Here is a 23,628-nt window from a genome sequence, read left to right as displayed (position 1 = left end):
CATCCACGCGCGCGAATTGCCCTTGTCATTGTTGAAATTTCCGCATGCCGGCAGATAAAAAACTGAAATTGACCCCTTCCGAGCGCCGCGCCAGTGTGGCTCTGGCCGGCTTGTTCGCCGCGAGGATGCTGGGACTGTTCCTGTTGCTGCCCGTCTTTGCCGTGGCCGCCAGCGGCATGCCGGGGGGGGACGATCCGGCCCGGGTCGGGCTGGCGCTGGGCATGTACGGCCTGACCCAGGCTTTCATGCAGATTCCTTTCGGCCTGGCCTCCGATCGCTGGGGGCGCCGTCCCGTGGTGCTGTGCGGGCTGCTGCTGTTCGTGGCGGGCAGCATCGTCTGCGCACAGGCCTCGGACGTGTACTGGATCACCATCGGCCGCGCCATTCAGGGCGCGGGCGCCATTTCCGCGGCGGTCACCGCCTGGCTGGCGGACGCCACCCGCGACGAAGTGCGCACGCGCGCCATGGCCATGGTGGGCGGATCGATCGGCCTGTCTTTCGCCGTCTCGCTCGTCCTGTCGCCCGTACTGGTTGGCTGGTGGGGCCTGTCGGGCCTGTTCTGGACCATCGCCTGCCTGGGCGTCATCTGCCTGGGCGTGGCGCGCTGGGTCGTACCGGTGGTGCCGCGGACCCAAGCCCGCACCATGCAGGCGGCCAAGCCGCGCGAAGTCCTGACCCACCGCGACCTGCTGCGTCTGAACTTTGGCGTTTTCGTGCTGCACCTGATCCAGGTGTCGCTGTTCGTGGTTGTGCCCGCGCTGTTGGCGAAGGTGGGCGGGCTGGACGCGCGCGAGCTCTGGAAGGTTTATCTACCGGTCATCCTGGTGTCTTTCGTGCTGATGGTGCCGGTGGTGTTCGTCGCGGAAAAGCGCCGTGCCCACCGCGGCGCCCTGCGCGCCGCCGTCGCGGGGTTGATCGTGGTGTGCGGCCTGCTGCCCGCCGCCAGCCACGGCTTCTACACGCTGGCCATCGCGTTGACGGGCTTTTTCGTCGCGTTCAACGTGCTGGAGGCTCTGCAGCCGTCCCTGGTGTCCAGGGTGGCGCCGCAGGCCTACAAGGGGCTGGCACTGGGTTTCTACAACACCGCCCAGGCCGCGGGCCTGTTCGCCGGGGGCGCGCTGGGCGGCTGGCTTGCCGCGCATTCGGGATCGAGCGCGGTGTTCGTTGCCGCGGCGGTCTTGTCGGCGGTCTGGCTGGCCGTTACCTGGGCCCTGCGGCCGCTGGCGTGATCCGCGCGGCAGCGGGCTGCCGCCTGGCGGAAAAGTCACGGATCATCCCTTGAACGGCGCGCAACAGCCGCCAAATCCGGGAGCAGGGCGGGCGGTTTTGTCACTATTTCCGTTTGGCGCGGCAGGCCCTTTTCGTCGATAATACCTACCAAATCTAGGGCTTCACCCGGCGTCGCCGGTCACCGTGATGGTGACCGGCGTGTTTCATGAAGCCGGTCTTCAACATCGCTTTTATGTTGTTGCCGGCGCGTCCGCGGCAACGCACAGGCGCAGGCTGTCAACAACAGAGGGACAACGGCATGGCATCGGTTAACAAAGTCATACTCGTGGGCAATCTGGGGCGCGACCCGGAAGTCCGCTACAGCCCCGACGGGGCGGCAATCTGCAATATGTCCATTGCCACCACCTCCACCTGGAAAGACAAGGCTTCCGGCGAACGCCGCGAAGAAACGGAATGGCACCGCGTCGTCATGTACAACCGCCTGGCTGAAATCGCCGGCGAATACCTGAAGAAGGGCCGTTCGGTCTACATCGAAGGCCGCCTCAAGACGCGCAAGTGGCAAGACAAGGACACCGGCGCTGACCGCTACAGCACCGAAATCGTCGCCGACCAGATGCAGATGCTGGGCGGCCGCGAAGACGGCGGCGGTGGTGGCGCCAGCTACGGTGGCGGTGGCGGCTACGACGACGCGCCCGCGCGCCAGCAACGCGCCCCGGCGCAGCGCCCGGCTCCGCAGCAGCGTCCGGCTCCCGCGGCGGCCCCGGCCAGCAGCGGCGCCAACCTGGCCGATATGGACGACGATATTCCGTTCTAAGGCAGGCGTTCAGTGCAAGGCGGCCGTTCACGGCATGGCGGCCGCCCGCATCCCCTCTCCATCCATCCAACGCAAAGCCCGATTCCCCGCTGACCCGTCGGCGTGCGGGAAGTCCCGCGGCACTGCCCCGGCTCTGAGGGCCGGCTACCCATCGGCAATGAATTCCAGATCCCGGCGTTTCCTCGTGGAGACACGGTTGCGGGCCGTGTAATATATTAAAATTACAAATGTTTCCCTGCTGTGTGCATTTATTTCTGACACGCTGGAACGGCCCTGAAAGCGGGAGATCGGCGAGCCTTCTTATGTTGGCGCACATTTTTACAGTGCCGCTGTAACGCCGAGGTGGTTTCCTTGCATGCTTTCTGTTTAACCAAACAATCTAAACGTTACTTGCCGGCTGGTTACCCCACTGCTACGCTTTTCATCGGCCAAATGAGAGTGTTGCGGGAAAGTGACAGCACCAGCCTGCCGCCGATAGGCGCAGGAACGTCGCCAAGCAAAGGATATCTATGCAGGATGAGAATTACTCCCGAAATGTCACGACGGGCAATGGTGCTGCCGCGTCGGCAGGGAAGTCGGAAGAAATATTCCCGATGGAATTTATCGGGAACCTGTTTCGTAATTGGAAAATACTGGCTGTGGCGGCAGTGCTGGGCGGCGCCTGTGGCGTAGGAGCCTATTTTTTCGCCACGCCGAAATGGCAGGCCAGCCTGCTGGTGCAGGTGGGCAAGGTTTCGGCAGGCACGGAACGCGACAGCACGCTCATCGAAGGGGTCGGACAGACGGGTTATCGGGTGCGTAGCAAGGAATTTGTCGATTCGGTGATCCGGTCGACGGGATACACGGAGGTAGGCGCCGGCGAGGCCGAACCGCCGGAGGTCAGGTTATTCCGCAGTTCCTTGAAGCCGGCCGACGTGCCCGGCACCGATTTTCTCAAAATCGATTTTCTCGGATATTCGCCGGAGCAGTTGAAGAAGTATGCTGCTGCCTTCACGCAGGAACTGCTGGCCGCGCACAATAATGTTCCCGGAGCGCTGAAGGCGGATCTGACCGCCGCACTCGAGAAAAACAAGAGCGAACTTGCGGTGGCGGAATCGAGCTACGAGCGCTTGACCAAAGAGTACGCCAAGGTGCTGCAACAGCCGCAAGACGCGCAACTGCTGTCGGCGTCGGTGCTTACCGCCCAGGTCCAGAATAACGCCGCATTGATCGAGTCGCTGCGCAAGGTGCAGCGCGACCTTGATCGTCGTTTGTTTCCCACAAACCTGTATCCCACGGTTGTTTCCGCGGTGGACATAACCGATCGGCCGGTATCGCCGAAACTCAAATTTTTCCTGGCCGGAGGTTTGGTTATCGGTTTTATCTGTGGATTCATTTTTTCGGTTTTTCGCAGGACTACCCGGCTGGACCGAATGCGTTGATTCCGGCCGCGGCAACTCGGTTCGGGAAAGGCGGCTGGCCATTGCGGTTCAGGCCAAAAATGCAGGGAATCCGCGAATGGACGGCTGGCGTCATTAACGTGTTTTGGCTGTACAGGGGAAGGCATAGGCCTCCCCTTCTGATTTCCAGCCGCTGCAATGAGCGTAAGCAGGCAACTGCCGAGCCATTGCCGGGCAGCAGTTCGTTTTGTTTGTCGATGTCGATGAAAAAGAAGTGGCACGTATTTTCTTGACATATTGCGTGTAATTAAATCTGCCCTGGTTGGCTCGTGAAATTAATCAGACATTCCCTCTACAACTTGATCGGCCTCGGGCTTCCGCTGTTCGTGGCGGTATTCAGCATTCCCGTGCTGATCAAAGAGTTGGGTGATGCTCGATTCGGTCTTTTGACGCTGATCTGGGCCGTCGTCAGTTATCTGAGCCTGTTTGACCTCGGGTTGGGGCGCGCGCTGACCCAGCAGCTGGCGGTCATGCTCGCGGGCAAGGAGCGCCATCGGATCGGCGCATTGGTTACGACCGCCACGGTGGTGATCGCGATATTCGGGATCGTCGCGGGCGTGCTCATGGCCGCGCTGGGCCCCTGGGGCCTCGGGTTCATCCAGTCCATTCCGGATCGCCAGGAGGCACTCAACGCGATCTGGATCATGGCCCTTGCCATGCCCGCCGTCGTGCTCACGTCCGGCTTCCGCGGCGTGCTCGAAGCCCGGCACGCGTTTGCGATCGTCAATATCATCCGCGTGCCCATGGGACTCCTGACGTTCCTCGGACCGCTGGCCGTCGTGCTTTACGGGGTGGCACGGCTGGATGTGATTACCGCCGTGCTTGCGGGCGGACGCGTGGTGACCTGCGTCCTCCATGCGTGGTATGCCAAACGGATATTGCCTGACGACGCAGGCAGGCTCCATTTCGACAAGACGCTGATCGCGCCGCTCTGCAGTTCGGGTGGCTGGATGACAGTCAGCAATGTCGTGAGCCCGCTGATGAGCTATGCGGACCGTTTCATCGTCGGATCGGTGCTTTCGTCCGCGGCCGTCGCCTATTACGTCACGCCCCAGGAACTGATCACGAAGCTGTCGATCCTGCCGAACGCGCTGACGGCCGTGCTGTTTCCGACCTTGGCCGAGCAGATAGCGCGGCGGGATGAGGCCGCGATTGTGCTGATCAGGAAAGCGGTCGTCTGGATATTTCTCGCATTGTTGCCCGTCACGGCCGCGATTGCGCTGTTTTCGAAAGAACTCCTCGTATTGTGGGTGGGCGAGGCGTTTGCCTCGCAAAGCTATGTGCTGCTGCAGATATTCTCGGCGGGTATGTTCATTACCTGCATTGCCCAGATTCCCTTTACGGTAATCCAGGGGGCGGGGCGCTCGCACCTGACCGCCGTCATTCATGTGCTCGAGGCGCCGTTGTTCGTGATCGCGCTGGTTGTCCTGTCGCGCCACTATGGCTTGACGGGCGCCGCGATCGCATGGTTCCTGCGCGTGGCGATCGATGCGGTCCTTATGTTCTGGGGAGCGAAGATTGCCCTGAACCGATCGATGTTCTCCGGATCTGGCTGGAATCTGCTCTTGATCACCCTGTTCGCCGCGCTGGGGTTCGCGGGGGTGGCCGTTCCCGGCCTGGCGACGCGCGCGCTATGGCTGCTGTGCGTCGTGGCCCTAGTTCTTCTGATGGCCTACCTGACGGGTTTTCGGGGGCGCCCGGAGGTGCGTACGTGAACCAAGACGCACTGTCATCCCGATACGACGCGCAGGCCGGGGTCTTCCTGATCCTGCTGCCGTTCTTCCTTCTGTTCGTCGGCGATCTGCAGGTGCCGATCGGCGAAAGCACCATGACGGTCCCGATGGGGATGTTCATCGTCTTTCCCATGCTGGTGCTGTGCATGGCGCTCGAGCGGATAGTCATACCGTCTTCGGTCCTGCTGCTGGTCGGCACCCTGTTCTTCGGTTTGCTGGGCCTGCTGCTGACGCCCGAAGGGGGTTTCCTGCGCGCGGCGGCAGGCACGCTGCCGCTGCTGTATGCGATCTGCATATTGATGGTCTACGCGCAGTTCTACCGCTACATTACCGTGGAACGCGCCGCCGGGATGATGCTGGCCGGAGGCATTGTGCTGGCGGTGGCGGCGATCATCCTGTTCGTCGTTGCCGTGATGAGCCCGGGGGGCTACTATGAGCAGAAGCTGCTCATCGAGACCCCCCTGGGGCGTTCGAATTATCTGGCGGCCTTCCTGATCTTCCTGTTTGCCCTGGCGCTGGCAAAACAACGGGCGTTGGCCTGCTTGTTTGCCGTCGCCATTTTTTGCACCATGTCGCGCGGCGGCGCGCTCATGTTCCTGCTGTTCATCGCTGCATTGCAGATGGAGAAGTGGCGGTTGCTGTGGCTGGTCTGGCTGGGGCCCCTGCTCCTGTTCTTTGCGGCAACGTTTCTGGTTTCCAGCGACCACCAGCATTCGATCGTTGCGTTGGCGGGGCCCTATCAGGGCGAGGTGCTTTCGATCATCAACCGACTGCTGCTCTGGTCGTTCGGTTTCGATCTATGGATTCAGCATCCCCTGTTTGGCATCGGCCCGAACACCTTCCGGACGTTCGTGGAACTCAATCCGGGCATCGAGAATGTATGGGGTGCGCACAATTCCATTATCCAGATGCTGCTGAACTACGGTTTGTTCGGCACGTTCCTGTATGTGCTGTACTTGAGGGAAATCTACGTTCGCCTGCGCCGGGCGGAGCAGACTGCCCCGTGGTTCCGGTACTTGCGCGTGGCGTTCGTCGTATTGCAGGTGTTCGGATTGTTCGAACCCCTGGTGGGTTCGGCGGCGTTCGAAGTGTTGCTTGCGTATATGTTGATTCTGGCCTTGAAGCAGACTTCTCTGCCGGTTTCGGCTGATACTTCAATAATGGCGAAATAATTATCCAAAAAATGGAAACTCTGCTCTCGATCGCAATTCCTACGCATAACCGCGCAAAGTACGCGATTCATGCGATCAAATCTATCCTTGCAATAAACAGCCAGAAATTGGAGTTGGTGGTCAGCGATACCAGCACTGACGGGGAACTCGAAGCGCTGGTCAGGCAGGGAGAGAGCGCGCCTTGCGCGGACCCGCGCCTCAAATACCTGCGTCCCACCGAGCGCCTGGACATGACGGGCAATCACAATAACGCCATCGGGGCCGCGACCGGCGCCTTCGTCTGTTTGATCGGCGACGACGACACCATCACGGCGGACCTGATCCTGGCGGCGGAATGGGCCCAGGCGAACCAGATCGATGTGATTGCGCCGACGGTGATGTCCAATTATGTGTGGCCGGATTTCCGGTCACGGCATTTTGGCGCGGGGCATGCCGGCCGCCTGTATTTGCCGAGCCGGATCGGCCCAGTGAACTACCGCCAGTCGCCGGACAGCCTGACCCAGGCGTTGTCGAACGCGGCCCAGGGAACCGACGGCTTGCCGAAGATCTATCACGGCGTGGTGCGGCGGAGCGTGCTGGAGAAAGCGAAGCAGCTGACCGGCGCCTATTTCCATGGGTCGAGCCCGGACGTTTCGGGAGCGATAGGCCTGGCGCTCTGCACCGAGCGCTTCGTGGAGATCGATTACCCGCTGACGATTCCTGGCGCGTCCGGAGGCAGCAATACCGGCCGTAGCGCGATGAACCAGCATAAGGGAAAGCTGGGCCAGGAAGACCAGACCAAGGCGTTCGAAACCGCCGGCTGGAGCGATGGTGTGCCCCGGTTCTTTTCCGTGGAGACGGTGTGGGCGCATGCGGCCCTCGAAACCATCGTCAAGATTGCGCCCGAGAATCTCCAGCGCTTCAACTTTGCCCGATTGATCGCCGTGTGCGAAGTGCTGCACAAGGATTATGCAAACGAGATCGCGGAAGCCGTGCCCAGGGCCGCCGGTATCGTCGGCATGGACGAAGGGGCTTTCCTGAAGAAGGTCGCGGCGGAGAGGGGCCAGTATCGCAGGCAGCGTTTGGTTAAACTCCTGCGTCGCGCCATGAAGCCGACGGTAGCCGGCGGAAGGGAGTTCAAGGGCGGAATCGACAGGGTGGACCTGGCGCCGCCCGTACTCGAGGCGCACATGCAAAGCCGGCATTGGAACTGGGCAGATGCGGTGAATGGCCGGTCGAAGTGACACGAGGATGCGCGCGGGCGGCGAGCGAAATGCCGCAATTGGAGAATTGAGTAGTGACCGCCAGCATGATTCTTTACGCGCCTAACGTGCATACGGGCGGAGGCGTGGTCCTATTGCGCGCGTTGTTGGCCGAGTGGCCCGATGACAAACCGCTGCTCGCCTATCTCGATATCCGGGCGAAGTCGCTGTTGTCGGTTCCCGCCGGGGCAAGGGTGCGTTGGGTCGAACCTTCCATCCGGTCCCGGATGAAGGCCGGGTGGGAGCTCAGCCGGTCGGGTAAGCCGGGCAATACCATTTTCTGCTTCCATGGCCTGCCTCCGCTGCTGCGCAACCGGGGCCGCATCGTGGTGTTCCTGCAGAACCGCTTGTACCTCAGTGAAGGCCCGGCCTCGCTGCTGTCGTTGCGCCCGACAGCCGTGCGGCAGGAAATCGAACGCCACATCGGCAGGCTGTGCCGGCAGCGCGTCTCGGAGTACATCGTTCAGACGCCGTCGATGGCGCGGGACCTCATCCGCTGGCTGGGCGGGCGGCCGGACGGCGCGCCGGCGGTCCGCGTGCTGCCATTCCTCGCCGGCCTGGCGACGGGGCCGGTGTCCGTGCCGGAATCCGCCGAATGGGACTTCGTGTACGTTGCCGACGGCGTGCCGCACAAGAATCATCGGACGCTGGTCGAAGCCTGGCGGCTGTTGGCGGAAGAAGGCCTGCGTCCGTCGCTGGCCTTGACCTTGAGCGCCCGGGACGGCGAGCTGCGCACGGAAATCGCGCAGTCGGCCGCGCAGCTGGACCTGCGCATCACGGACCTGGGCCAGATGTCGCACGAAGACGTGCTGGCGCTTTACGGCAAATCGAAGGCGATAGTCTTCCCGTCGTCCGCCGAATCGTTCGGCCTGCCACTGATCGAGGCCACGCATGCCGGGTTGCCGATACTGGCGCCCGAGCTCGATTACGTACGCGACGTTTGCACGCCAGCTCAGACGTTCGACGCTGCGTCGCCGGTATCGATTGCACGCGCGGTCAAGCGCTTCCTGGGCGCGCCGGAACGCCCGCTGGAGATACGGACGCCCGGCGCCTTCTGGAGCCAGTTGCTGCCTGACGAAAGAAACGAGCGGCCTGAATAGGCGCCTGGAACAAAGCCCCGAGCTCCGGGGCTTTGTCTCGCCGGGAGATGACAGCGACGCGCACCGGGCCACGATGCGCCTGCATCGCATCGCGAGTCCGATGATGACCTCGTGGGATATTCGTCCAAGCTCAACGCCGAGTAGCATTTCCTGGAGATGCTGCGCGACGAAGGGCGCCGCGCGGCGCAGGTGTTCCTGGACGAGCGCGGCAGTGCGCTGGGGGAGAGTTCCTCGCTCGATCTCGACGCGTTGCTCGATGGGATGCTGCAATGAGCGGCGGCCTGGGTCTGGGGCTGGGCGGCGCGATCGTGACGTATGGCGGCGTGAGCCTTTCCGTGGCCTTTTTCGTGCTCGCGCCGATGGGCCAGACGCTGTTCCGCGCGGCGGACATCCCGCGCCGCTTGATGCCCGTGGCGATCGCGCTGGGCACGTCGACGTTCACGATGTCGGCGCTGCCGGGTACGCCCGCGATACATAACGCGATACCCAAGCCGTTTTTTGGCGCGACGCCATCTGCCGCGCCGGGGCTGGGCATCATTGCGAGCGCCGTGATGGTGGCTCGGCCTCTGGTGGCAGACGCGCCAGGAGGCCGTGGCGCGCTGCGCGGGCGAGGGATACGGCGATGGGCCCGAAACGCGCGCCGGCGCAACGGACGACGAGCTCGTGCGTGAGCGCGCCATCGTGTCGCAATCGTTCGACCTCGCCGAAATCGCGCGCGGCGCGGCCAGCCGCCGCCTGCCGTCGATTGGCATCGCCATGGCGCCGCTCGTCATCGTGGTGCGCGTGAACTATCTGATGAACATGGTGGTGTTCCGGCGGATCGACGCCTTGTACCTCGCGCAAGCGCGGTAGGGCGGCACGACCTTGTCGGCAGCGAACGGGGTGTGGGGCGTGTCGGTGGCGCTGGCCATCGTGGCGCTCGTCGCCATGAACCGTTCGCGCCTGGGAAAACTGCGCGAAAGCGTCGATGCGAGGGCCAATGCGCCGGTGCTGGGCAGCTTTTGAAGATCGGCGGGACCGGGCAGCCTACGCGGCAGCAATATTTTGTTTCACAATACCGCTTGGTTCATCTATCTAGTAGTAGGTAAGATTCATCCACCGACGCAGCGAACCCAAAACACCGCCGCCGCCGAAACCAGAAATACAGTAGTTCCGCTTTTTTATTTCCTTAGTTATCTACCTATAAGTAGATAGTTTAATCTGAATAGCAACACGAACCCTTATCTGGAGATTGACCATGAAGACCCTCGTATCCGCCCTGATCCTGTCCGCTTCCTTCATCGGTGCCGCCCAAGCTGGCGAACTGGACTATCCGCCTGCCCTGAACACCGAAAGCACGGTCACCCGCGCCCAGGTGCAGCAAGAACTGGCTGCCGCCCGTGCGAATGGCGAGCTGGTGTCCGGCGAAGAAGGCTACGCCGCGACGATCTTTGCCGCCTCTGGCGACAAGACCCGTGCCCAGGTGCAGCAAGAGCTGGCAGCCGCCCGCGCCCAAGGCCTGACCGAAAGCGCCGAGTTGGCTTACCCGCCCGTGCAAGGCTGAGTTTTTTTCCCAAACAATCTATCTACACATAGATAGCAATACGGCATCCAACTGACCCGTACCAAATCCTTATCTGGAGATTGACCATGAAGACCTTCGTATCCGCCCTGATCCTGTCCGCTTCCTTCATCGGCGCCGCCCAAGCTGGCGAACTGGACTATCCGCCTCCCCTGAACACCGAAAGCACGGTGACCCGCGCTCAGGTGCAGCAGGAACTGGCCGCCGCCCGCGCCAATGGCGAACTGGCATTCGGTGAAGAAGGCTATGCCGCGACGTCGTTTACCCATGCCAGCGACAAGACCCGCAGCCAGGTGCAGCAAGAATTGGCCGCTGCCCAAGCGAACGGTCTGACCGATAGCGGCGAACTGGACTATCCGCCTGTGCAAGGCTAAGGATGATGCCGACGCATGCGGGCTCCGGGGGGCGGGATTTTCCCGGCCGGAGCCCGTGCGGGCGTTATCGCGGCCGCTAGACCGCCGAAACCGATGACGGACCGACCTATTAGTAGGTAATATTCAGCCATGGACACTCCCACTCCCAACACTACCCGCGAACTGCTTCTGGCCCACGCCGAGAAGCTGATCCGCACCCGCGGATGCAACGGCTTCAGCTACCGCGACCTGGCCGAGCACGTGGGCGTGAAGACGTCCAGCATCCACTATTACTTTCCGGGCAAGGACGACTTGCTCTATGAGGCTGTCGAGGCTTACAGCGCGCGCGCCCTGGGCGCCGTTCGCGGCATCGACACCACGCAGCCCGCGCAGGCGCAGCTCGATGAATACCTGTCGCTGATGGAGTCGCGCGCTTGCGGTTCGGGTGAACTCTGCCTGGGCGGCATGTTGGCCGCCGAGGTCAACTCCTTGCCGGAACGGGTGCGTGGCGCCCTGCAGGGCTTTTTCCGGGCGCATGAAGCCTGGCTGGCCCGCGTGCTGGCCGAAGGCGCGGCGCAAGGCACGATGAAATTTTCCGGCACGCCCGAGACGGCTGGCCGCGCGGTGTTCGCCACGGTGCAGGGTTGCATCCTGGTGTCGCGCCTGTTCCAGCAACCGGCGGCCTTGTGCGAGGCCATCGGCGCTTTGTACGTGCAATGCGAAGGGAAGGCTGACAAGGCCGGCTGACGGCGTCCGATCCTTTCCCGGACCGACGGCCGCCGTGCGTATCGCAGGCGGCCGTTGCGTTTGTGCCTGCCGATCGGCGCTCAGGCCGCCAGCAGGGCGCGCGCCATGTCGATGCTGGTCCGCTGCTGCACGCCAAGATCCCGCATGCGCTGCTGGAACGCCGTCTGGGCGTCCGCGAAGCCGGCGACGGGGCTCATGCAGTCCGTCAACAGTACCAGCCGCGACAGGTCGCGGCCCGGCAGGTACTCGGCCAGATGCTCGACAGTCGCCTTGACGCAATGGCTGCCGGCTTCGCCCGCGATGAGGATGAGTTCGGCGCGGTCCAGTGAATCCAGCAGGCCGCGGTTGAGCTGGCTGCGGGGATCGTCGGCATCGGGTACTTCGGCCATCAGCGCGCTGTAGTGTTCCGTCCAGGGGTTCGTGCCCTTGGGCACCTTGCGCACGATGAACTGGCGTTCGTCCTCCCAGCGGCTGTAGGCGGCGCGCACGTCCGCATGCACGTTGTGGCCCCAGGTGCCGATCTCGCAATGCACGGGCCAGACCATCAGGGTGTAGCGGCCGCGCGCTTCCAGCTCGTCGAGATAGGACAAGGTGCGCGGCAGGTCGTCGGCATGGCGGGGCCGGAACGCGCCCGCTCGAACCTGGGCCGCGGTGATCGGGGTGAACGGCGCGACGGGTCCGCCGTCGCCGGTACTCCAGAACGTCGGGTGCGCGATATCCAGCCGATGGTGCGAATCCAGCGTGACCGTGATCGAGGTCAGTGCGGATTCCGTGGCGTCGATGAAGCGCGCCAGCCGTTGCATATCGTCGTGCGCGCCCGCGACCGGCAGGGCGGGCGCGTAGGGCTTGCCCGTGAGCGGGTCGGTCGGCAGGTAGGTCTCTGGCAGGTCGCAGAAGTCATTCTGCGGGTCGATGATCAATAGATGGCTGGAGCGCGGCATGACAACGTTCGGGGAAGGCGAACTGGAAATATAGAACGGGATGGCCATGGCAGCCTAGAAAAGTACCAGATGCTCGGCGCGGTCCGGCAGTTGGCGCAGGAGGGCGCGCCAATGCAGCCAGAGCCTTGCCCCGGCCGAAATGGCAACGATTGCGATAACGATCCACATGGTCTGGCTCCTGAATATTTCGCACAGTCGTGCGAAATTAGGGGAAAACAATGCGCCCGTGCCGTGCCCGCGAGGCGGGCGTGGCGGGCGCTACTCGATGTACTTGAAGCTGCGGTAGGTGGAAATCAGGCGTTCATAGGCGGCCCGCACGCGCTCGTGGGCCTTTGGGTCCCGCAGAAAGCGGGCGTCGTGCATCAGGCCGATCATCAGGCTGTAGACCTCGAACACGAGTTGCTCGGGATCGGTGTCCGGCCGCAGGTGGCCGGCCTCCAGCGCCTGGTTCACGGTGCGCACCATGGCGGCGCGCCACCGCCTGAGGTTGCCTTCCAGCACCGAGCGCAGCGGAGAATCCACGTCGTCGTACTCGAAGGCGCCGGCCACGTAGATGCAGCCTGTCAGCATTTCGACGTTGCTGGCGCGTTCGATCCACAACGAAACCAGCGCATTCAGGCGAGGCAGGCCGCGTGGAAAGGCCATGGCGGGCGTGAAGACGGCTGCCACGAAGCGCCGGTCGTATTCGTCCAGCACGGCCTGTTGCAAGGCTTCCAGCGAGCCGACGCGCGAGAATACGCCGCTTTTGCTGATGCCCAGGCGCTTGGCGACCTGGCCGAGCGACAGGCTTTCCATCCCTTGCGCGGCGGCTATGTCCAGCGCGGCGTCCACGATGGCCGCGAAGGTCAGCTCGCTTTTTTCGGTTTTGGCAGTCATGTGCCAAATTTAGCACGATCGTGCGAAAAATAGGATTTTTCCATTCCCGCGCAAAAAAAAAGCCGGGCAGCAAAGCTGCCCGGCCGTATTGCGGTAGCGCTGGGAGATCAGGCCTGAGCGGCCTTGAATTCCAGGCGGTACTTGTGCAGCAGCGGTTCCGTGTAGCCGTTGGGCTGCGTCAGGCCTTCGAAGACCAGCGCGCACGCCGCCTTGAACGCCAGCGAAGTGTCGAAGTGGCCGGCCATCGGGCGGTAGAGCGCGTCGCCGGCGTTCTGGCCGTCGACGACCTTGGCCATGCGCTTGAATGTTTCCATGACCTGCTCGCGGTTGGTCACGCCGTGGCGCAGCCAGTTGGCGATGTGCTGGCTGGAGATGCGCAGCGTGGCGCGGTCTTCCATCAGGCCGACGTTATGGATGTCCGGCACCTTCGAGCAGCCCACGCCCTGGTCGATCCAGCGGACCACGTAGCCCAGGATGCCCTGGACATTGTTGTCGAGTTCCTGCTGGATGTCCGTGGCGGACCATTTGGACGGATCGCCGACCGGCACGGTCAGCAGGCCGTTCAGCAGATCGTCGCGCACGCTGTCCAGCCTGGTGCGTTCCAGTTCTTGCTGGACGGCCTGCACGTCGACCTGGTGGTAGTGCAGCGCGTGCAACGTGGCGGCCGTGGGCGAGGGCACCCAGGCGGTGTTGGCACCGGCCTTGGGGTGCGCGATCTTCTGTTCCAGCATGGCGGCCATCAGGTCCGGCATGGCCCACATGCCCTTGCCGATCTGGGCGCGGCCGCGCAGGCCCGTGTCCAGGCCGACGAGCACGTTGTTGCGTTCGTAGGCGGCGATCCAGGCGGTGGATTTCATGTCGCCCTTGCGCAGCATGGGGCCGGCTTCCATGCTGGAGTGCATTTCGTCGCCCGTGCGGTCGAGGAAGCCCGTGTTGATGAAGGCCACGCGGGCGGCGGCGGCTTCGATGCAGGCTTTGAGGTTGATGCTGGTGCGGCGCTCCTCGTCCATGATGCCCATCTTCAGGGTGTTGCGCGGCAGCTTCAGCAGGTCTTCGACACGGTCGAAGAGTTCGCTTGCGAACGCGGCCTCGGCCGGGCCGTGCATCTTGGGCTTCACGATGTAGACGGAGCCGGTGCGCGAATTCAGCTTGCGCTCGCGGTCCTGCAGCGCGGCCAGGCTGGTGACCACGGCGTCCAGGATGCCCTCGGGGATTTCGCCGCCGTCGCGGTCCAGGATGGCCGGGTTGGTCATCAAATGGCCCACGTTGCGCACGAACATGAGCGAACGGCCGTGCAGGGTCAGCGCCGAGCCGTCCGGGCGCGCGTATTGGCGGTCCGCGTTCAGTTTGCGGGTGAAGGTCTTGCCGCCCTTGGTGACCGCTTCAGTGAGGTCGCCCTTCATCAGGCCGAGCCAGTTGCGGTAGATCTGGACCTTGTCGGCCGCGTCCACGGCGGCGACGGAGTCTTCGCAGTCCATGATGGTGGTCAGTGCGGCTTCGACCACCACGTCCTTCACGCCGGCCGCATCGGTGCTGCCGATGGCGTGGGCGCGATCGACCTGGATCTCGAAATGCAGGCCGTTGTTCTTGAGCAGGATGGCCGAGGGCGCAGAAGCGGGGCCCTGGTAGCCGGCGAACTGCGAACCGAGCTTCAGGCCCGTGGCGCCGTTGGCCAGCGCGACGCGCAGCTCGCCGTTCTCGATGGTGTAGCCGCGGGCATCGGCGTGCGAGCCCTGGGCCAGCGGCGCGGCGGCGTCCAGGAAGGCGCGAGCGCGCGCGATGACGGCGGCGCCTCGCTGCGGGTTATAGCCCGCGCCCGTGTCGCCCGGCGTGGCGGGGATGGCGTCGGTGCCGTAGAGGGCGTCGTACAGGCTGCCCCAGCGCGCGTTGGCGGCGTTCAGCGCGTAGCGCGGGTTGGACATGGGCACGACCAGTTGCGGGCCGGCCTGTTGGGAGATCTCGGTGTCGACGTCGTTGGTGGTGGCGCGCACGGTGGCGGGCTGAGGCAGCAGGTAGCCGATGCCTTCGAGGAACCGGCGGTAGGCGGCCGGCTCCGCGATGGGGCCGGGGTTGGCGCGGTGCCAGGCGTCGAGCTCGGCCTGCAGGCGGTCGCGTTCGGCCAGCAACGCACGGTTCTTGGGGGCCAGGTCTTCCACCAGGGCCGCGAATCCTTGCCAGAAACCGTCGGCATCCAGGCCGGTGCCGGGCAGCGCTTCCTGTTCGATGAATTGGTTGAGATTGGCCGCCACTTGCAGGCCGTGGTGCTGGATGCGTTGAGTCATGCGGTTCTCTAGCGGTAAATGAGGCTGGCCGGCGCCGCGCGCCGGGCGGGTCTGTCGTGACATCATCGTTCGCGCCTGCCCTAATGTCCATATCAAAACCGGGTGGTCATACCAGTTTATTTTTACCGTACCGGGCAAAGCGTGGATTTTTATGTTTTTATATCAGCTACTTACCGAGGCTTGATCTGCTGGCTCCTGTCAGGGCTGAGCTTGGTCATACCACTGGTCCGGAGGGCGCATGTACGCGGAAACAGAAGAAAAACCCCGCCAGGTGGCGGATGAGGTCGCCGAGCGCATCGAGCGCCTGATCCTGGACGGCGTGCTCAAGGCCGGCCAGGCGTTGCCGTCCGAGCGGCGCCTGACCGAAAAACTGGGTGTGTCGCGCACGGCGCTGCGTGAAGGGCTGAAGCTCCTACGCGCGCGGGAGATTATCCATACCTCGCAGGGCAAGGGCTCGTTCGTGGCCCAGATCTCCAAGGTGGACGCCGGGCCGCTGATGCATTTGTTCAATTCGCAGCCGCGCACCCTTTACGACCTGCTGGAAGTGCGTTCCCTGCTGGAGGCCGAGTCGGCGCGGCTGGCTGCCATCCGCGGCACCGAGGCAGACTTCATTATGATCCGCCGCCGCTATGACGAAATGGTGGCGGCGCAAGGCTCGGCCACCGACACGACGACGCATGCGCACCTGGACCATGCCTTCCACCTGGCCATCTGCGAGGCCTCGCACAATCCGGTGCTGGTGCATACGCTGCAATCGTTGACGGACCTGCTGCTGGGGTCCGTGTTCGCCTGCGTGAACAACCTGTACCACCGCGAACCCGAAAAACGGCAGATCGACCGGCAGCACACGCGGTTGTTCAATGCCGTCACGGGGCGCCAGGCGGAGCTGGCGCGCAAGGCGGCGGCGGATCACGTGGACAGCGTGCGCCAGAGCCTGTCGGACATCGAACAGGAAGAGCAGCGGCTGGTGCGCGCCACGCTGCGCCTGGAAGGCTGGACGTAGGCGCGCGCCGGATCTGGCGGTTCAGCGGTCGGCCGTGGCCTTGGCCGCCAAGGCCAGCGGCTGGCCTGCGTAGACCCGGCCGTAGCGGTTGTGCACGAAGGTCTCCAGGTCGATCGCTTCCTGGCCCACGAACCCGCGTTGCGGCAGGATGCCCTGCGCCACCAGGTCGAGCGCGGCGCAGATGCCCGCCGCCGTGGATAGCTGGATCGCGCTGAGGCGATGGCCGTCGACATCTGCGCCGAAGATGCGGACCGGGTAGGACTCTTCCTCCAGCCGGCCATTGCGGCGGCCCGACGCTGACGCCTGGATCACGATCACATCCTGTTCGGTGGTGGGGATGGCCGCTTCGAAGATTTCCTTGAGCAGGTCGCGGCGGTCGCGCAGGCGCAGGTCATTGAGCAGCAGCTTCATGATGTCGCAGTGGCCGGGGTAGCGCACGGACTTGTAATCCACGTTGCGCGCGCGGCCGAGCAGGGTGGCGGGCAGCGTGCCCAATCCGCCCGATGTATTGAAGGCCTCGTATTCCACGCCGTCCAGCGCGAAGGTTTCGTAGCCTTCCAGGGCGGGAACGCTCGTAAGCTGCCCATCGACGATGGCCTCGCAGGGGTTGCAGTATTCGTTGATGAGCCCTTCCGTGCTCCACGTCAGGTTGTAGCGCAGGCTGTTGGAGGGATAGCGTGGCAGGGCGCCGACGCGCATGCGCAGGTCCAGCAGCGTATCGAAGCGGCGCGCCAGCGCATTGCCGACGATGCCGATGAAGCCGGGCGCCAGGCCGCATTGCGGCATCAGGACGCTGCGGGACGCTTGCGCCAGGGCTTGGATGGCGTGCGTGCTGGGCACGTCTTCGGTCAGGTCGAAATAGTGCACGCCGGCCTTGGCGCAAAGCCCGGCAACCGCGATGGCGCGATGGAAGGGCAGCGCGTTGACGACCGCGTAGCGGCCCTCGATGCAGCGCGCCAGAGATTCGTCGTCCGAAATCTGGCGGGTTTCGCAGCCGAGTTCGGCCGCGGCGTGGAGTCGGGCGGGGTCTTGGTCGGCAACCAGCACTGAGTAGGCGCCGCTGCGCTCCAGCATCAAGGCAATGGCGAAACCGATTTTTCCGGCGCCCAGAAGAAGAATGGGGCGGGGGGAGGCGTTGGACATGGCGCGGGCTCCTGCGGGGAAGGGGGAGGATGTGGCCTCATCCTATGCCCGGGCGCTGTCGATGTGTAGATACTAAATCGTCGTATCGGCCGTAGGTAACGTTGATTCGACTTAATTCAATGTCGAATCGTCAAAAAATAAAGCCCTCCGGCGAATGCCGGAGGGCTGGGGCGCTGGTCGTGGCCGGGGGGGAAGGCCACGGGGGGATCAGCTGCCCAGGGGCGGGTAGTCCAGGTTGCCGAAGGTGACCAGGCCTTCCGACTTGGCTTGCGCCAGTTCGGTCCGGACCTGGGCGCGCGTCAGCGAGGTGGCGCGTTCAGCCGAGGCGACGGGCGGATAGTCCAGGTTGCCGAAAGTCACTTCACCGGCGTTCTTGGCTTGGGCCAGTTCGGACTGCACTTGCTGCGAGGTCAGGCTCGACGTTTGGGCGATGGGGGCGGGGTAGCCTTCTTCGCCGAACGTGTATTGGCCGGATACCTTGGCTTGTTGCAGTTCGGCCTGGACCTGAGCGCGCGTGGGGCCTTGGTCGGCTTCGGCGGCTTGGGCGCCGGCGGCCAGAACGGACATAGACAGCATCAAAGCGGTAGCAAGGGTTTTCATGGCAGACCTCCGATGTCTTGGGCTTGGGATCCGAACCGCGGGCCTGATTGCCTGGGGGTTCGCTTGCTGTGTCCCGATGAGATGCATTCTGTGCCCAAATAGCCCTGGGATAAACCCTTATTCCCTGAAAACATCTTTCCAAAATATAGCCTAATCTGTTTCGGTTTCACCAAATGGTTCCATGGGTGGCGATATTTCCATTTGATGACGCCATAGGCGACGGCCCCCCTGGGGGCGGGCGTCAGACGATGGAGGCGGGAGGGAAGGCTGCGCGCAGCCCCGGGGCCGGGGCTGGCAAGAGGGGGAGAGGTCAGCGGTTCAGTTCAGCCAGCGCGGCGTCGTATTCCGCCTTGGCTTCATCCAGCTTGCGCTGGGCCTTGTCGATCTTGTCTTGCTTGCCCTTGGCGCGCGCCTGCTTGAGTTCGCTTTCCCGTTCGGCCACTTTGCTCTGCTTTTCGCGCACGTCGGCCTCGCGCTGGGACTGCAGACGGCTGTCGGTGCAATTGGCCTTGGCTTCGGCCAGAGCCTTGCGCAAGCCGGCCTCGCGGCGCGTGTTGTTCTGCGCCTGGGCGGCGGCGATGTCGTTTTCGATGTGGCAGAACTTGGCGGCGCAGCCGCGCTGGGCCGAGCAGTCGCTGGCGGCCTGGGCCGGGATCGCGCCGAACGCGGCGCTGGCGGCGGCCGCGAGGACCAGGGACTTGAGCAATGAGGGCATGCGTGGTCTCCGTAATGCGTTGCGGAGGCTCCATCATGGCCCCTGGCGGCGCCGCAGGCAATGCGCGGCGTCAACGGGCGTTGGCGCCGCCCTCGTGCGGCGTCAGCGGATCAGCGTGCCGGCCAGCGCGGCGGCGACCAGCAGGGCGCCCAGCCAGAGGTTGGCGCGGAACAGCATGAAGTTGCGGTCCGGGCGCTGGATGTCGAAAACCTTCAGCTGCCATGCCAGATGCACCGCCACCGCGGCAATGCCGACCAGGTAGGCCCACGACAAGCCGATGGCGTAGCCGCCCCAGGCCCACAGTACGACGGTGCCCAGGTAGAAGCCGCCGATCCAGAGCTTGCCCTGGTCGCCGAAGCGCATGGCGGTGGAGTGCAGCCCCAGGCTGCGATCGTCCCGTACGTCCACGTAGGCATAGATGCTGTCGTAGCCGACCTGCCACAGCACGGCGCCCGCCCACATCGCGATGGCGGCCAGCGGCACATGGTTCTGGGTGTCCGACCAGGCCATCAGCATGCCCCAGTTGAAGCAGATGCCCAGCACGACCTGCGGCCAGTACGTGACGCGCTTGCACAACGGATAGATGAAGACGAACGGCAGCACCGCCACCGCCAGCCAGCGGCTCATCTCGTTCAGGAAGAACAGCAGCGAGCCGCAGACCAGCAATTGCCCGAGCAGGAACCACACGGCGTGCTTCATCGTGAGCTGGCCGCTGGTCAAGGGGCGGAACCGCGTGCGCTCGACGTGCTTGTCGAATTTGCGGTCGCACATGTCGTTCACGGTGCAACCGATGCCGCGCATGAGCAGCGCGCCCAGCGAAAACACGATCAGCCGCTGCAGGTCCGGCAGGCCGCCGGCGGCCTGGACCAGCGCGGCGATCGCCGGCAGCAAGGTCAGCCAGGTGCCGATGGGACGGTCCAGGCGGCAAAGCCGGGCATAGGGCCGCCACGATTTCGGCAGCCAGCGTTCGACCCAGTCGGTGAAGACGATGTCACTGAGGTCCACGGGAGATTGTTGGGGGGCGCTCACAGTCACGGCGAAACGGAGGTGGGAAAACCGACAGCATAAAACAACAACGGCCGGGCATTGCGCCCAGCCGCTCCGTATGCCGCGGTGCCCGTGCTTTGCCCGTGTCTGACACCCGTACGCGATGATCTACGGTTTGCCGCGATGCTTCCGGGTGTCTGACACTCGAGGAGCACTGGCGCAAGCCGTAGCATCTCCCATACGGGTGTCAGACACTTGCTGCATGAGGCCCCCGCGTCATTTGCGGCAAATGCCGCCAAGCGGGGCTGCACGGATCCGGCTCCGCAGGTCCGCAGCCAGCGCCCCTGGAGGGAGGCGCCGCAGGCGCTTCGGGGGGCTTAACCTTCCTCTTTTAGCAGTTTGCCGAGGATGGCGATGCCGGTGCGGATCTTGTCTTCCGGCACGGTGGCGAAGCTCAGGCGCAGCGTGTTGGACTTGCCGGCGCCGCAGTAGAACGGGGCGCCCGGCACGAATGCCACGTTCTGCGCGATGGCCTTTTCCAGGAGCTTGGTGCTGTCGATGTGCTCGGGCAGCGTCAGCCAGATGAACATGCCGCCTTCCGGCTTGGTCCAGGTGACGGTGGACGGGAATTCGCGGGTGATGGCTTCCAGCATGCAACTGCCTTGCGCACGGTAGATTTCGCGTACGTTCGGCAGGTGTTCCTTCAGGAAGCCGCCCTTGACGATCTCGTACACGGCCATCTGCGTCAGCGTGGGCGTGTGCAGGTCGGTGGCCTGCTTGGCTTGCACCAGCTTGTTGATCAGCGGGCGCGCGGCGGCGATGTAGCCCAGGCGCAGGCCCGGGGCCAGCACCTTCGAGAACGTGCCCAGGCGGACGACGTTGGCGCCGTGCTCGGTGGCCAGCGCGATCAGGCCCGGCTGCGGTTCGCCCGCGTAGCGCAGTTCGCCGTAGGGATCGTCTTCGACGATGGTCAGGTTCAGTTCCGCGGCGCGCTTGACCAGCGCGATGCGGCGCTCCAGGTTGAGCGTGCGCCCGGTGGGGTTCTGGAAGTTGGGCAGCGCATACAGGAAGCGCGCGCCGTCGGCCAGTTCAGGGGTGATGGCTTCCGGGATCAGGCCGCCTTCGTCGGTGGGCACCGGCGTGAACTTCGGCTGGTACAGGCTGAACGATTGCAGGGCGCCCAGGTAGCTGGGGTCCTCGACGAGCACCTTGCTGTCCTTGTCGATCAGCACCTTGCCCAGCAGGTCGAGCGCCTGCTGCGAGCCCGACACGATCAGGATCTGGTCGGCGGTGACGTTCGCGCCGGCGCTGTTCAGATCGTCGGCAACCCATTGGCGCAACGGCGCGTAGCCTTCGGTCGGGCCGTATTGCAGCGCGGCGCGGCCGTTGGTGGCCAATACCTTGTCGAATGCCTCTCGCACCACTTCTACCGGGAAGCCGCCGGGCGCCGGCAGGCCGCCTGCGAACGAAATGACTTCGGGACGCTCGGTTACCTTGAGGATCTCGCGGATGGCGGAGCTGGTGAGTTGCTGGGCGCGTTCCGAGAAGGAAAACGCAGGTTCGAGAGGCTTGTCCATGGAGTGCTTCTTGATCAAGAAGGGTAGGAAGAGACGGGCGTTTTTTTCCCTTCGGGAGGCCCGGTTGAAAAAATTGGCGAAAAGTATTGTCCCACACGGCGGCGGCCCGGCCCCCATAATGGGCGGAACCTCTAAAATCACCTGCACCGATAATCGCCTGTACAGTTACATTTCCGCCATGTTCGAAGCCGCCCCGATCTCCGCCGATTCCAAGACCGCCCTGTATGCCGAGCTGGCCGTCCAGGCCCGCGCTTTGCTGGAAGGCGAGCGCGACCGCATCGCCAACGCCGCCAACCTGAGCGCGCTGGCCTACCAGGCCCTGCCTGGCTTGAACTGGGCGGGTTTCTATTTCTTCGACGGCACCGAACTGGTCCTGGGGCCTTTCCAGGGTAAGCCGGCCTGCGTGCGCATTGCGCTGAACCGCGGCGTGTGCGGCGCCGCCGCCAGCCAGCGCCAGACGCAGCTGGTGCCCGATGTGCATGCCTTCCCGGGCCATATCGCTTGCGACGCGGCTTCGCGTTCCGAGATCGTGGTGCCCCTGGTGCTGGAAGGCAAGCTGATCGGCGTCTGGGACGTGGACAGCCCGGTGCCGGACCGCTTCGACGAAGACGACCGCAAGGGCATGGAAGCCCTGTGCGCGGTGTTTTTGGCCAGCCTGGAATGATGGCGTTTTGAAGGGAGCGGACGCTTCCGTGTCTGACACCCGTACGAGATGCCCTTCATCTTGTCCCGGCGTCTCCCGGGTGTCTGACACTCACGCAACTGGTGTCAGACACCCGGCAAGACCTGCCGCAAGCCGTGGCGGTATCTCGTACGGGTGTCAGACACCTGCTTTCGGACGCCTATCTTGCGCAAGCCAACGTTGACACCGCTCCACGCTCCCGGTAGATTTCCGCTTCTTGCGCCACCCGCAATTTCCAATTCCATGATTCGTCAGGCCAACCAATCCGCTTTCCTGTTCCGCGCCCTGGGCGTGGTGCTGGCTTGCGCTGGCCTGAAATCCAAAAAACAGCCGCTCATCTGACCGGAGCATGCTGTTCCGTCAGATGGGCGACGGAACAGCGGCCTCCTGGCGGCGCTTGGCGCCGTCCGCGCATCCCTCTGATATCCCGAGCACTTCTGTACGGTCCAACCACGGTCCGCTTACACCGAAGGAGTGTTCACATGCAATCTCATCAATCTCCGATCCAGGGCGTCTGGGTGCCTCTCGTCACGCCGTTTTCCGGCGGCGCCGTGGATGGCGGGGCCTTGCGCCGCCTGGTGCGCCACTATGCCACCGCGGGTGTGGACGGGCTGGTCGTGTGCGGCAGCACCGGCGAGGCCGCGTCCCTGGACGATGCCGAACAACTGGCCGTGCTTGACGCCGTGCTGACGGAGGCGGGCTCGCTGCCCGTCATCATGGGCCTGGCCGGCAACCATCAGGGACACGTGCTGCAGCGCCTGGCGGCATTCGGCACGCGCCCGCTGGCGGGAATCCTGGCTCCCGCGCCGTACTACGTGCGCCCCGGGCAGGAAGGCGCAGCCGCCTATTTCCGCTGCCTGGCCGATGCTTCGCGCTCCCCCCTGGTTCTTTACGACATTCCCTACCGGACCGGCGCCACGCTGGATACCGCGACCCTGCTCGTGCTGGCGGCGCATCCGAACATCGCCGCGATCAAGGACTGCGGCGGCGCGCTGGAGAAGACCATCGCGCTGATCGCCGACGGCAATATGAATGTGCTGGCGGGCGAGGACCTGCAATCCCTGTCCGTGATCTGCATGGGCGGCGCCGGCATGATCGCGGCGGCGGCGCATATCCGCCCCGACCTGTTCGTGGCCATGTACCGGGCGTTGCGGGCGCAGCAGCTGGACCGGGCCAGGCAGCTCTTCCATGCGCTGGTTCCGGTGATCCAGCTGACGTTCGCCGAACCCAATCCCGGCCCCGTGAAGGCGCAGCTTGGGCGCCAGGGCCTGCTGAGCGCGGAGCTGCGGCAACCGATGCCACGCGCCAGCGAGGCGCTGGCCGCCCGCATGGACGCGGCGGTGAGCGGCCTGAACCGTCTCTATCCCTGCCGGTAGCCGGGGCGCTCGTGAGCAGCCCGCCAGCTTTGTGGTGTTCTGATTCATTTTGTAAT

24 protein-coding genes are annotated in these 23,628 nt (G+C 64.3%); 16 read left to right on the top strand and 8 right to left on the bottom strand.

The features are described from left to right. Positions 1–44 precede the first annotated feature (44 nt). The 13 genes from AGI3411_RS01635 to AGI3411_RS01580 all read left to right on the top strand — a co-directional run bounded on the left by AGI3411_RS01635 (position 45) and on the right by AGI3411_RS01580 (position 11,390). Positions 45–1,229 carry an MFS transporter gene (locus tag AGI3411_RS01635; protein ID WP_129525700.1) on the top strand — a complete coding sequence of 395 codons (1,185 nt, stop codon included), beginning with the start codon at positions 45–47 and terminating at the stop codon, positions 1,227–1,229. Between the two features lie 299 nt (positions 1,230–1,528). Continuing rightward, positions 1,529–2,044, top strand: coding sequence for a single-stranded DNA-binding protein (gene ssb / locus AGI3411_RS01630; RefSeq protein WP_129525699.1), 516 nt, complete (start codon positions 1,529–1,531; stop codon positions 2,042–2,044). Positions 2,045–2,553: 509 nt separating this feature from the next. Next, on the top strand, positions 2,554–3,465 hold the full coding sequence (locus AGI3411_RS01625) for a Wzz/FepE/Etk N-terminal domain-containing protein (RefSeq protein WP_129525698.1): 912 nt from the start codon (positions 2,554–2,556) through the stop codon (positions 3,463–3,465). Positions 3,466–3,752: 287 nt separating this feature from the next. Next, entirely contained in the window at positions 3,753–5,198 is a 1,446-nt protein-coding gene (locus tag AGI3411_RS01620; RefSeq protein WP_129525697.1) for a flippase, read from the top strand. Further along, positions 5,195–6,388, top strand: a complete 1,194-nt coding sequence (locus tag AGI3411_RS01615) for an O-antigen ligase family protein (RefSeq protein ID WP_165359031.1) — start codon at positions 5,195–5,197, stop codon at positions 6,386–6,388. Before AGI3411_RS01620 ends, AGI3411_RS01615 begins: the two co-directional genes overlap by 4 nt. Before the next feature lie 11 nt (positions 6,389–6,399). Continuing rightward, positions 6,400–7,611, top strand: coding sequence for a glycosyltransferase family 2 protein (locus AGI3411_RS01610; protein ID WP_129525695.1), 1,212 nt, complete (start codon positions 6,400–6,402; stop codon positions 7,609–7,611). Positions 7,612–7,664: 53 nt separating this feature from the next. Next, positions 7,665–8,729, top strand: a complete 1,065-nt coding sequence (locus AGI3411_RS01605) for a glycosyltransferase (RefSeq protein ID WP_129525694.1) — start codon at positions 7,665–7,667, stop codon at positions 8,727–8,729. 269 nt (positions 8,730–8,998) lie between these two features. After that, a complete protein-coding gene (locus AGI3411_RS30240; protein WP_208748000.1) occupies positions 8,999–9,400 on the top strand; it encodes a hypothetical protein in 402 nt (133 codons plus the stop codon). Further along, complete coding sequence (locus tag AGI3411_RS30235) at positions 9,393–9,581, top strand: hypothetical protein (protein WP_208747997.1); 189 nt, start codon at positions 9,393–9,395, stop codon at positions 9,579–9,581. The genes AGI3411_RS30240 and AGI3411_RS30235 overlap by 8 nt, the downstream gene beginning before the upstream one ends. Before the next feature lie 12 nt (positions 9,582–9,593). Beyond that, on the top strand, positions 9,594–9,734 hold the full coding sequence (locus AGI3411_RS30230) for a hypothetical protein (RefSeq protein WP_208747996.1): 141 nt from the start codon (positions 9,594–9,596) through the stop codon (positions 9,732–9,734). Between the two features lie 232 nt (positions 9,735–9,966). After that, a complete protein-coding gene (locus tag AGI3411_RS01590) occupies positions 9,967–10,272 on the top strand; it encodes a DUF4148 domain-containing protein (RefSeq protein WP_129525693.1) in 306 nt (101 codons plus the stop codon). 86 nt (positions 10,273–10,358) lie between these two features. Further along, the gene (locus AGI3411_RS01585) at positions 10,359–10,664 is read left to right on the top strand and encodes a DUF4148 domain-containing protein (protein WP_129525692.1); all 306 of its coding nucleotides are present in this window, start codon (positions 10,359–10,361) and stop codon (positions 10,662–10,664) included. Positions 10,665–10,793: 129 nt separating this feature from the next. Further along, positions 10,794–11,390: a TetR/AcrR family transcriptional regulator gene (locus AGI3411_RS01580; RefSeq protein WP_129525691.1), complete on the top strand. Its 597-nt coding sequence runs from the start codon at positions 10,794–10,796 to the stop codon at positions 11,388–11,390. Positions 11,391–11,470: 80 nt separating this feature from the next. On the opposite strand, the gene AGI3411_RS01575 is transcribed toward AGI3411_RS01580, so the two are convergent. The 3 genes from AGI3411_RS01575 to AGI3411_RS01565 all read right to left on the bottom strand — a co-directional run bounded on the left by AGI3411_RS01575 (position 11,471) and on the right by AGI3411_RS01565 (position 15,489). After that, positions 11,471–12,331, bottom strand: a complete 861-nt coding sequence (locus AGI3411_RS01575; protein ID WP_129525690.1) for a cysteine hydrolase family protein — start codon at positions 12,329–12,331, stop codon at positions 11,471–11,473. A gap of 258 nt (positions 12,332–12,589) precedes the next feature. Continuing rightward, complete coding sequence (locus AGI3411_RS01570) at positions 12,590–13,207, bottom strand: TetR/AcrR family transcriptional regulator (protein ID WP_129525689.1); 618 nt, start codon at positions 13,205–13,207, stop codon at positions 12,590–12,592. 107 nt (positions 13,208–13,314) lie between these two features. Continuing rightward, positions 13,315–15,489 carry a malate synthase G gene (locus AGI3411_RS01565; RefSeq protein ID WP_129525688.1) on the bottom strand — a complete coding sequence of 725 codons (2,175 nt, stop codon included), beginning with the start codon at positions 15,487–15,489 and terminating at the stop codon, positions 13,315–13,317. A gap of 238 nt (positions 15,490–15,727) precedes the next feature. Here AGI3411_RS01565 and glcC point away from each other — a divergent pair, with 238 nt between their 5' ends. Further along, positions 15,728–16,492, top strand: coding sequence for a transcriptional regulator GlcC (glcC, locus tag AGI3411_RS01560; protein ID WP_129525687.1), 765 nt, complete (start codon positions 15,728–15,730; stop codon positions 16,490–16,492). A 21-nt stretch (positions 16,493–16,513) separates the two neighbouring features. On the opposite strand, the gene AGI3411_RS01555 is transcribed toward glcC, so the two are convergent. The 5 genes from AGI3411_RS01555 to AGI3411_RS01535 all read right to left on the bottom strand — a co-directional run bounded on the left by AGI3411_RS01555 (position 16,514) and on the right by AGI3411_RS01535 (position 21,514). Further along, complete coding sequence (locus AGI3411_RS01555) at positions 16,514–17,635, bottom strand: saccharopine dehydrogenase family protein (protein ID WP_129525686.1); 1,122 nt, start codon at positions 17,633–17,635, stop codon at positions 16,514–16,516. Positions 17,636–17,842: 207 nt separating this feature from the next. Then, positions 17,843–18,235 carry a DUF4148 domain-containing protein gene (locus AGI3411_RS01550; protein ID WP_129525685.1) on the bottom strand — a complete coding sequence of 131 codons (393 nt, stop codon included), beginning with the start codon at positions 18,233–18,235 and terminating at the stop codon, positions 17,843–17,845. Between the two features lie 310 nt (positions 18,236–18,545). Further along, positions 18,546–18,950, bottom strand: coding sequence for a DUF1090 domain-containing protein (locus tag AGI3411_RS01545; protein ID WP_129525684.1), 405 nt, complete (start codon positions 18,948–18,950; stop codon positions 18,546–18,548). A gap of 102 nt (positions 18,951–19,052) precedes the next feature. After that, positions 19,053–19,979: a 4-hydroxybenzoate octaprenyltransferase gene (gene ubiA, locus AGI3411_RS01540; protein ID WP_129525683.1), complete on the bottom strand. Its 927-nt coding sequence runs from the start codon at positions 19,977–19,979 to the stop codon at positions 19,053–19,055. Between the two features lie 335 nt (positions 19,980–20,314). Beyond that, positions 20,315–21,514, bottom strand: a complete 1,200-nt coding sequence (locus tag AGI3411_RS01535) for an aminotransferase-like domain-containing protein (protein WP_129525682.1) — start codon at positions 21,512–21,514, stop codon at positions 20,315–20,317. Positions 21,515–21,692: 178 nt separating this feature from the next. Between AGI3411_RS01535 and AGI3411_RS01530 the strand changes: the two genes are divergently transcribed. Further along, entirely contained in the window at positions 21,693–22,178 is a 486-nt protein-coding gene (locus AGI3411_RS01530) for a GAF domain-containing protein (RefSeq protein WP_129525681.1), read from the top strand. A gap of 500 nt (positions 22,179–22,678) precedes the next feature. Beyond that, the gene (gene dapA, locus AGI3411_RS01525) at positions 22,679–23,572 is read left to right on the top strand and encodes a 4-hydroxy-tetrahydrodipicolinate synthase (RefSeq protein WP_129525680.1); all 894 of its coding nucleotides are present in this window, start codon (positions 22,679–22,681) and stop codon (positions 23,570–23,572) included. Positions 23,573–23,628: the final 56 nt, after the last annotated feature.

This window comes from Achromobacter agilis, assembly GCF_900496965.1.
Taxonomy (GTDB): Bacteria; Pseudomonadota; Gammaproteobacteria; order Burkholderiales; family Burkholderiaceae_B; genus Achromobacter; species Achromobacter agilis.
Note: the sequence above shows the minus strand (reverse complement) of the source record. Positions and strands in the feature narration are given on the sequence as shown.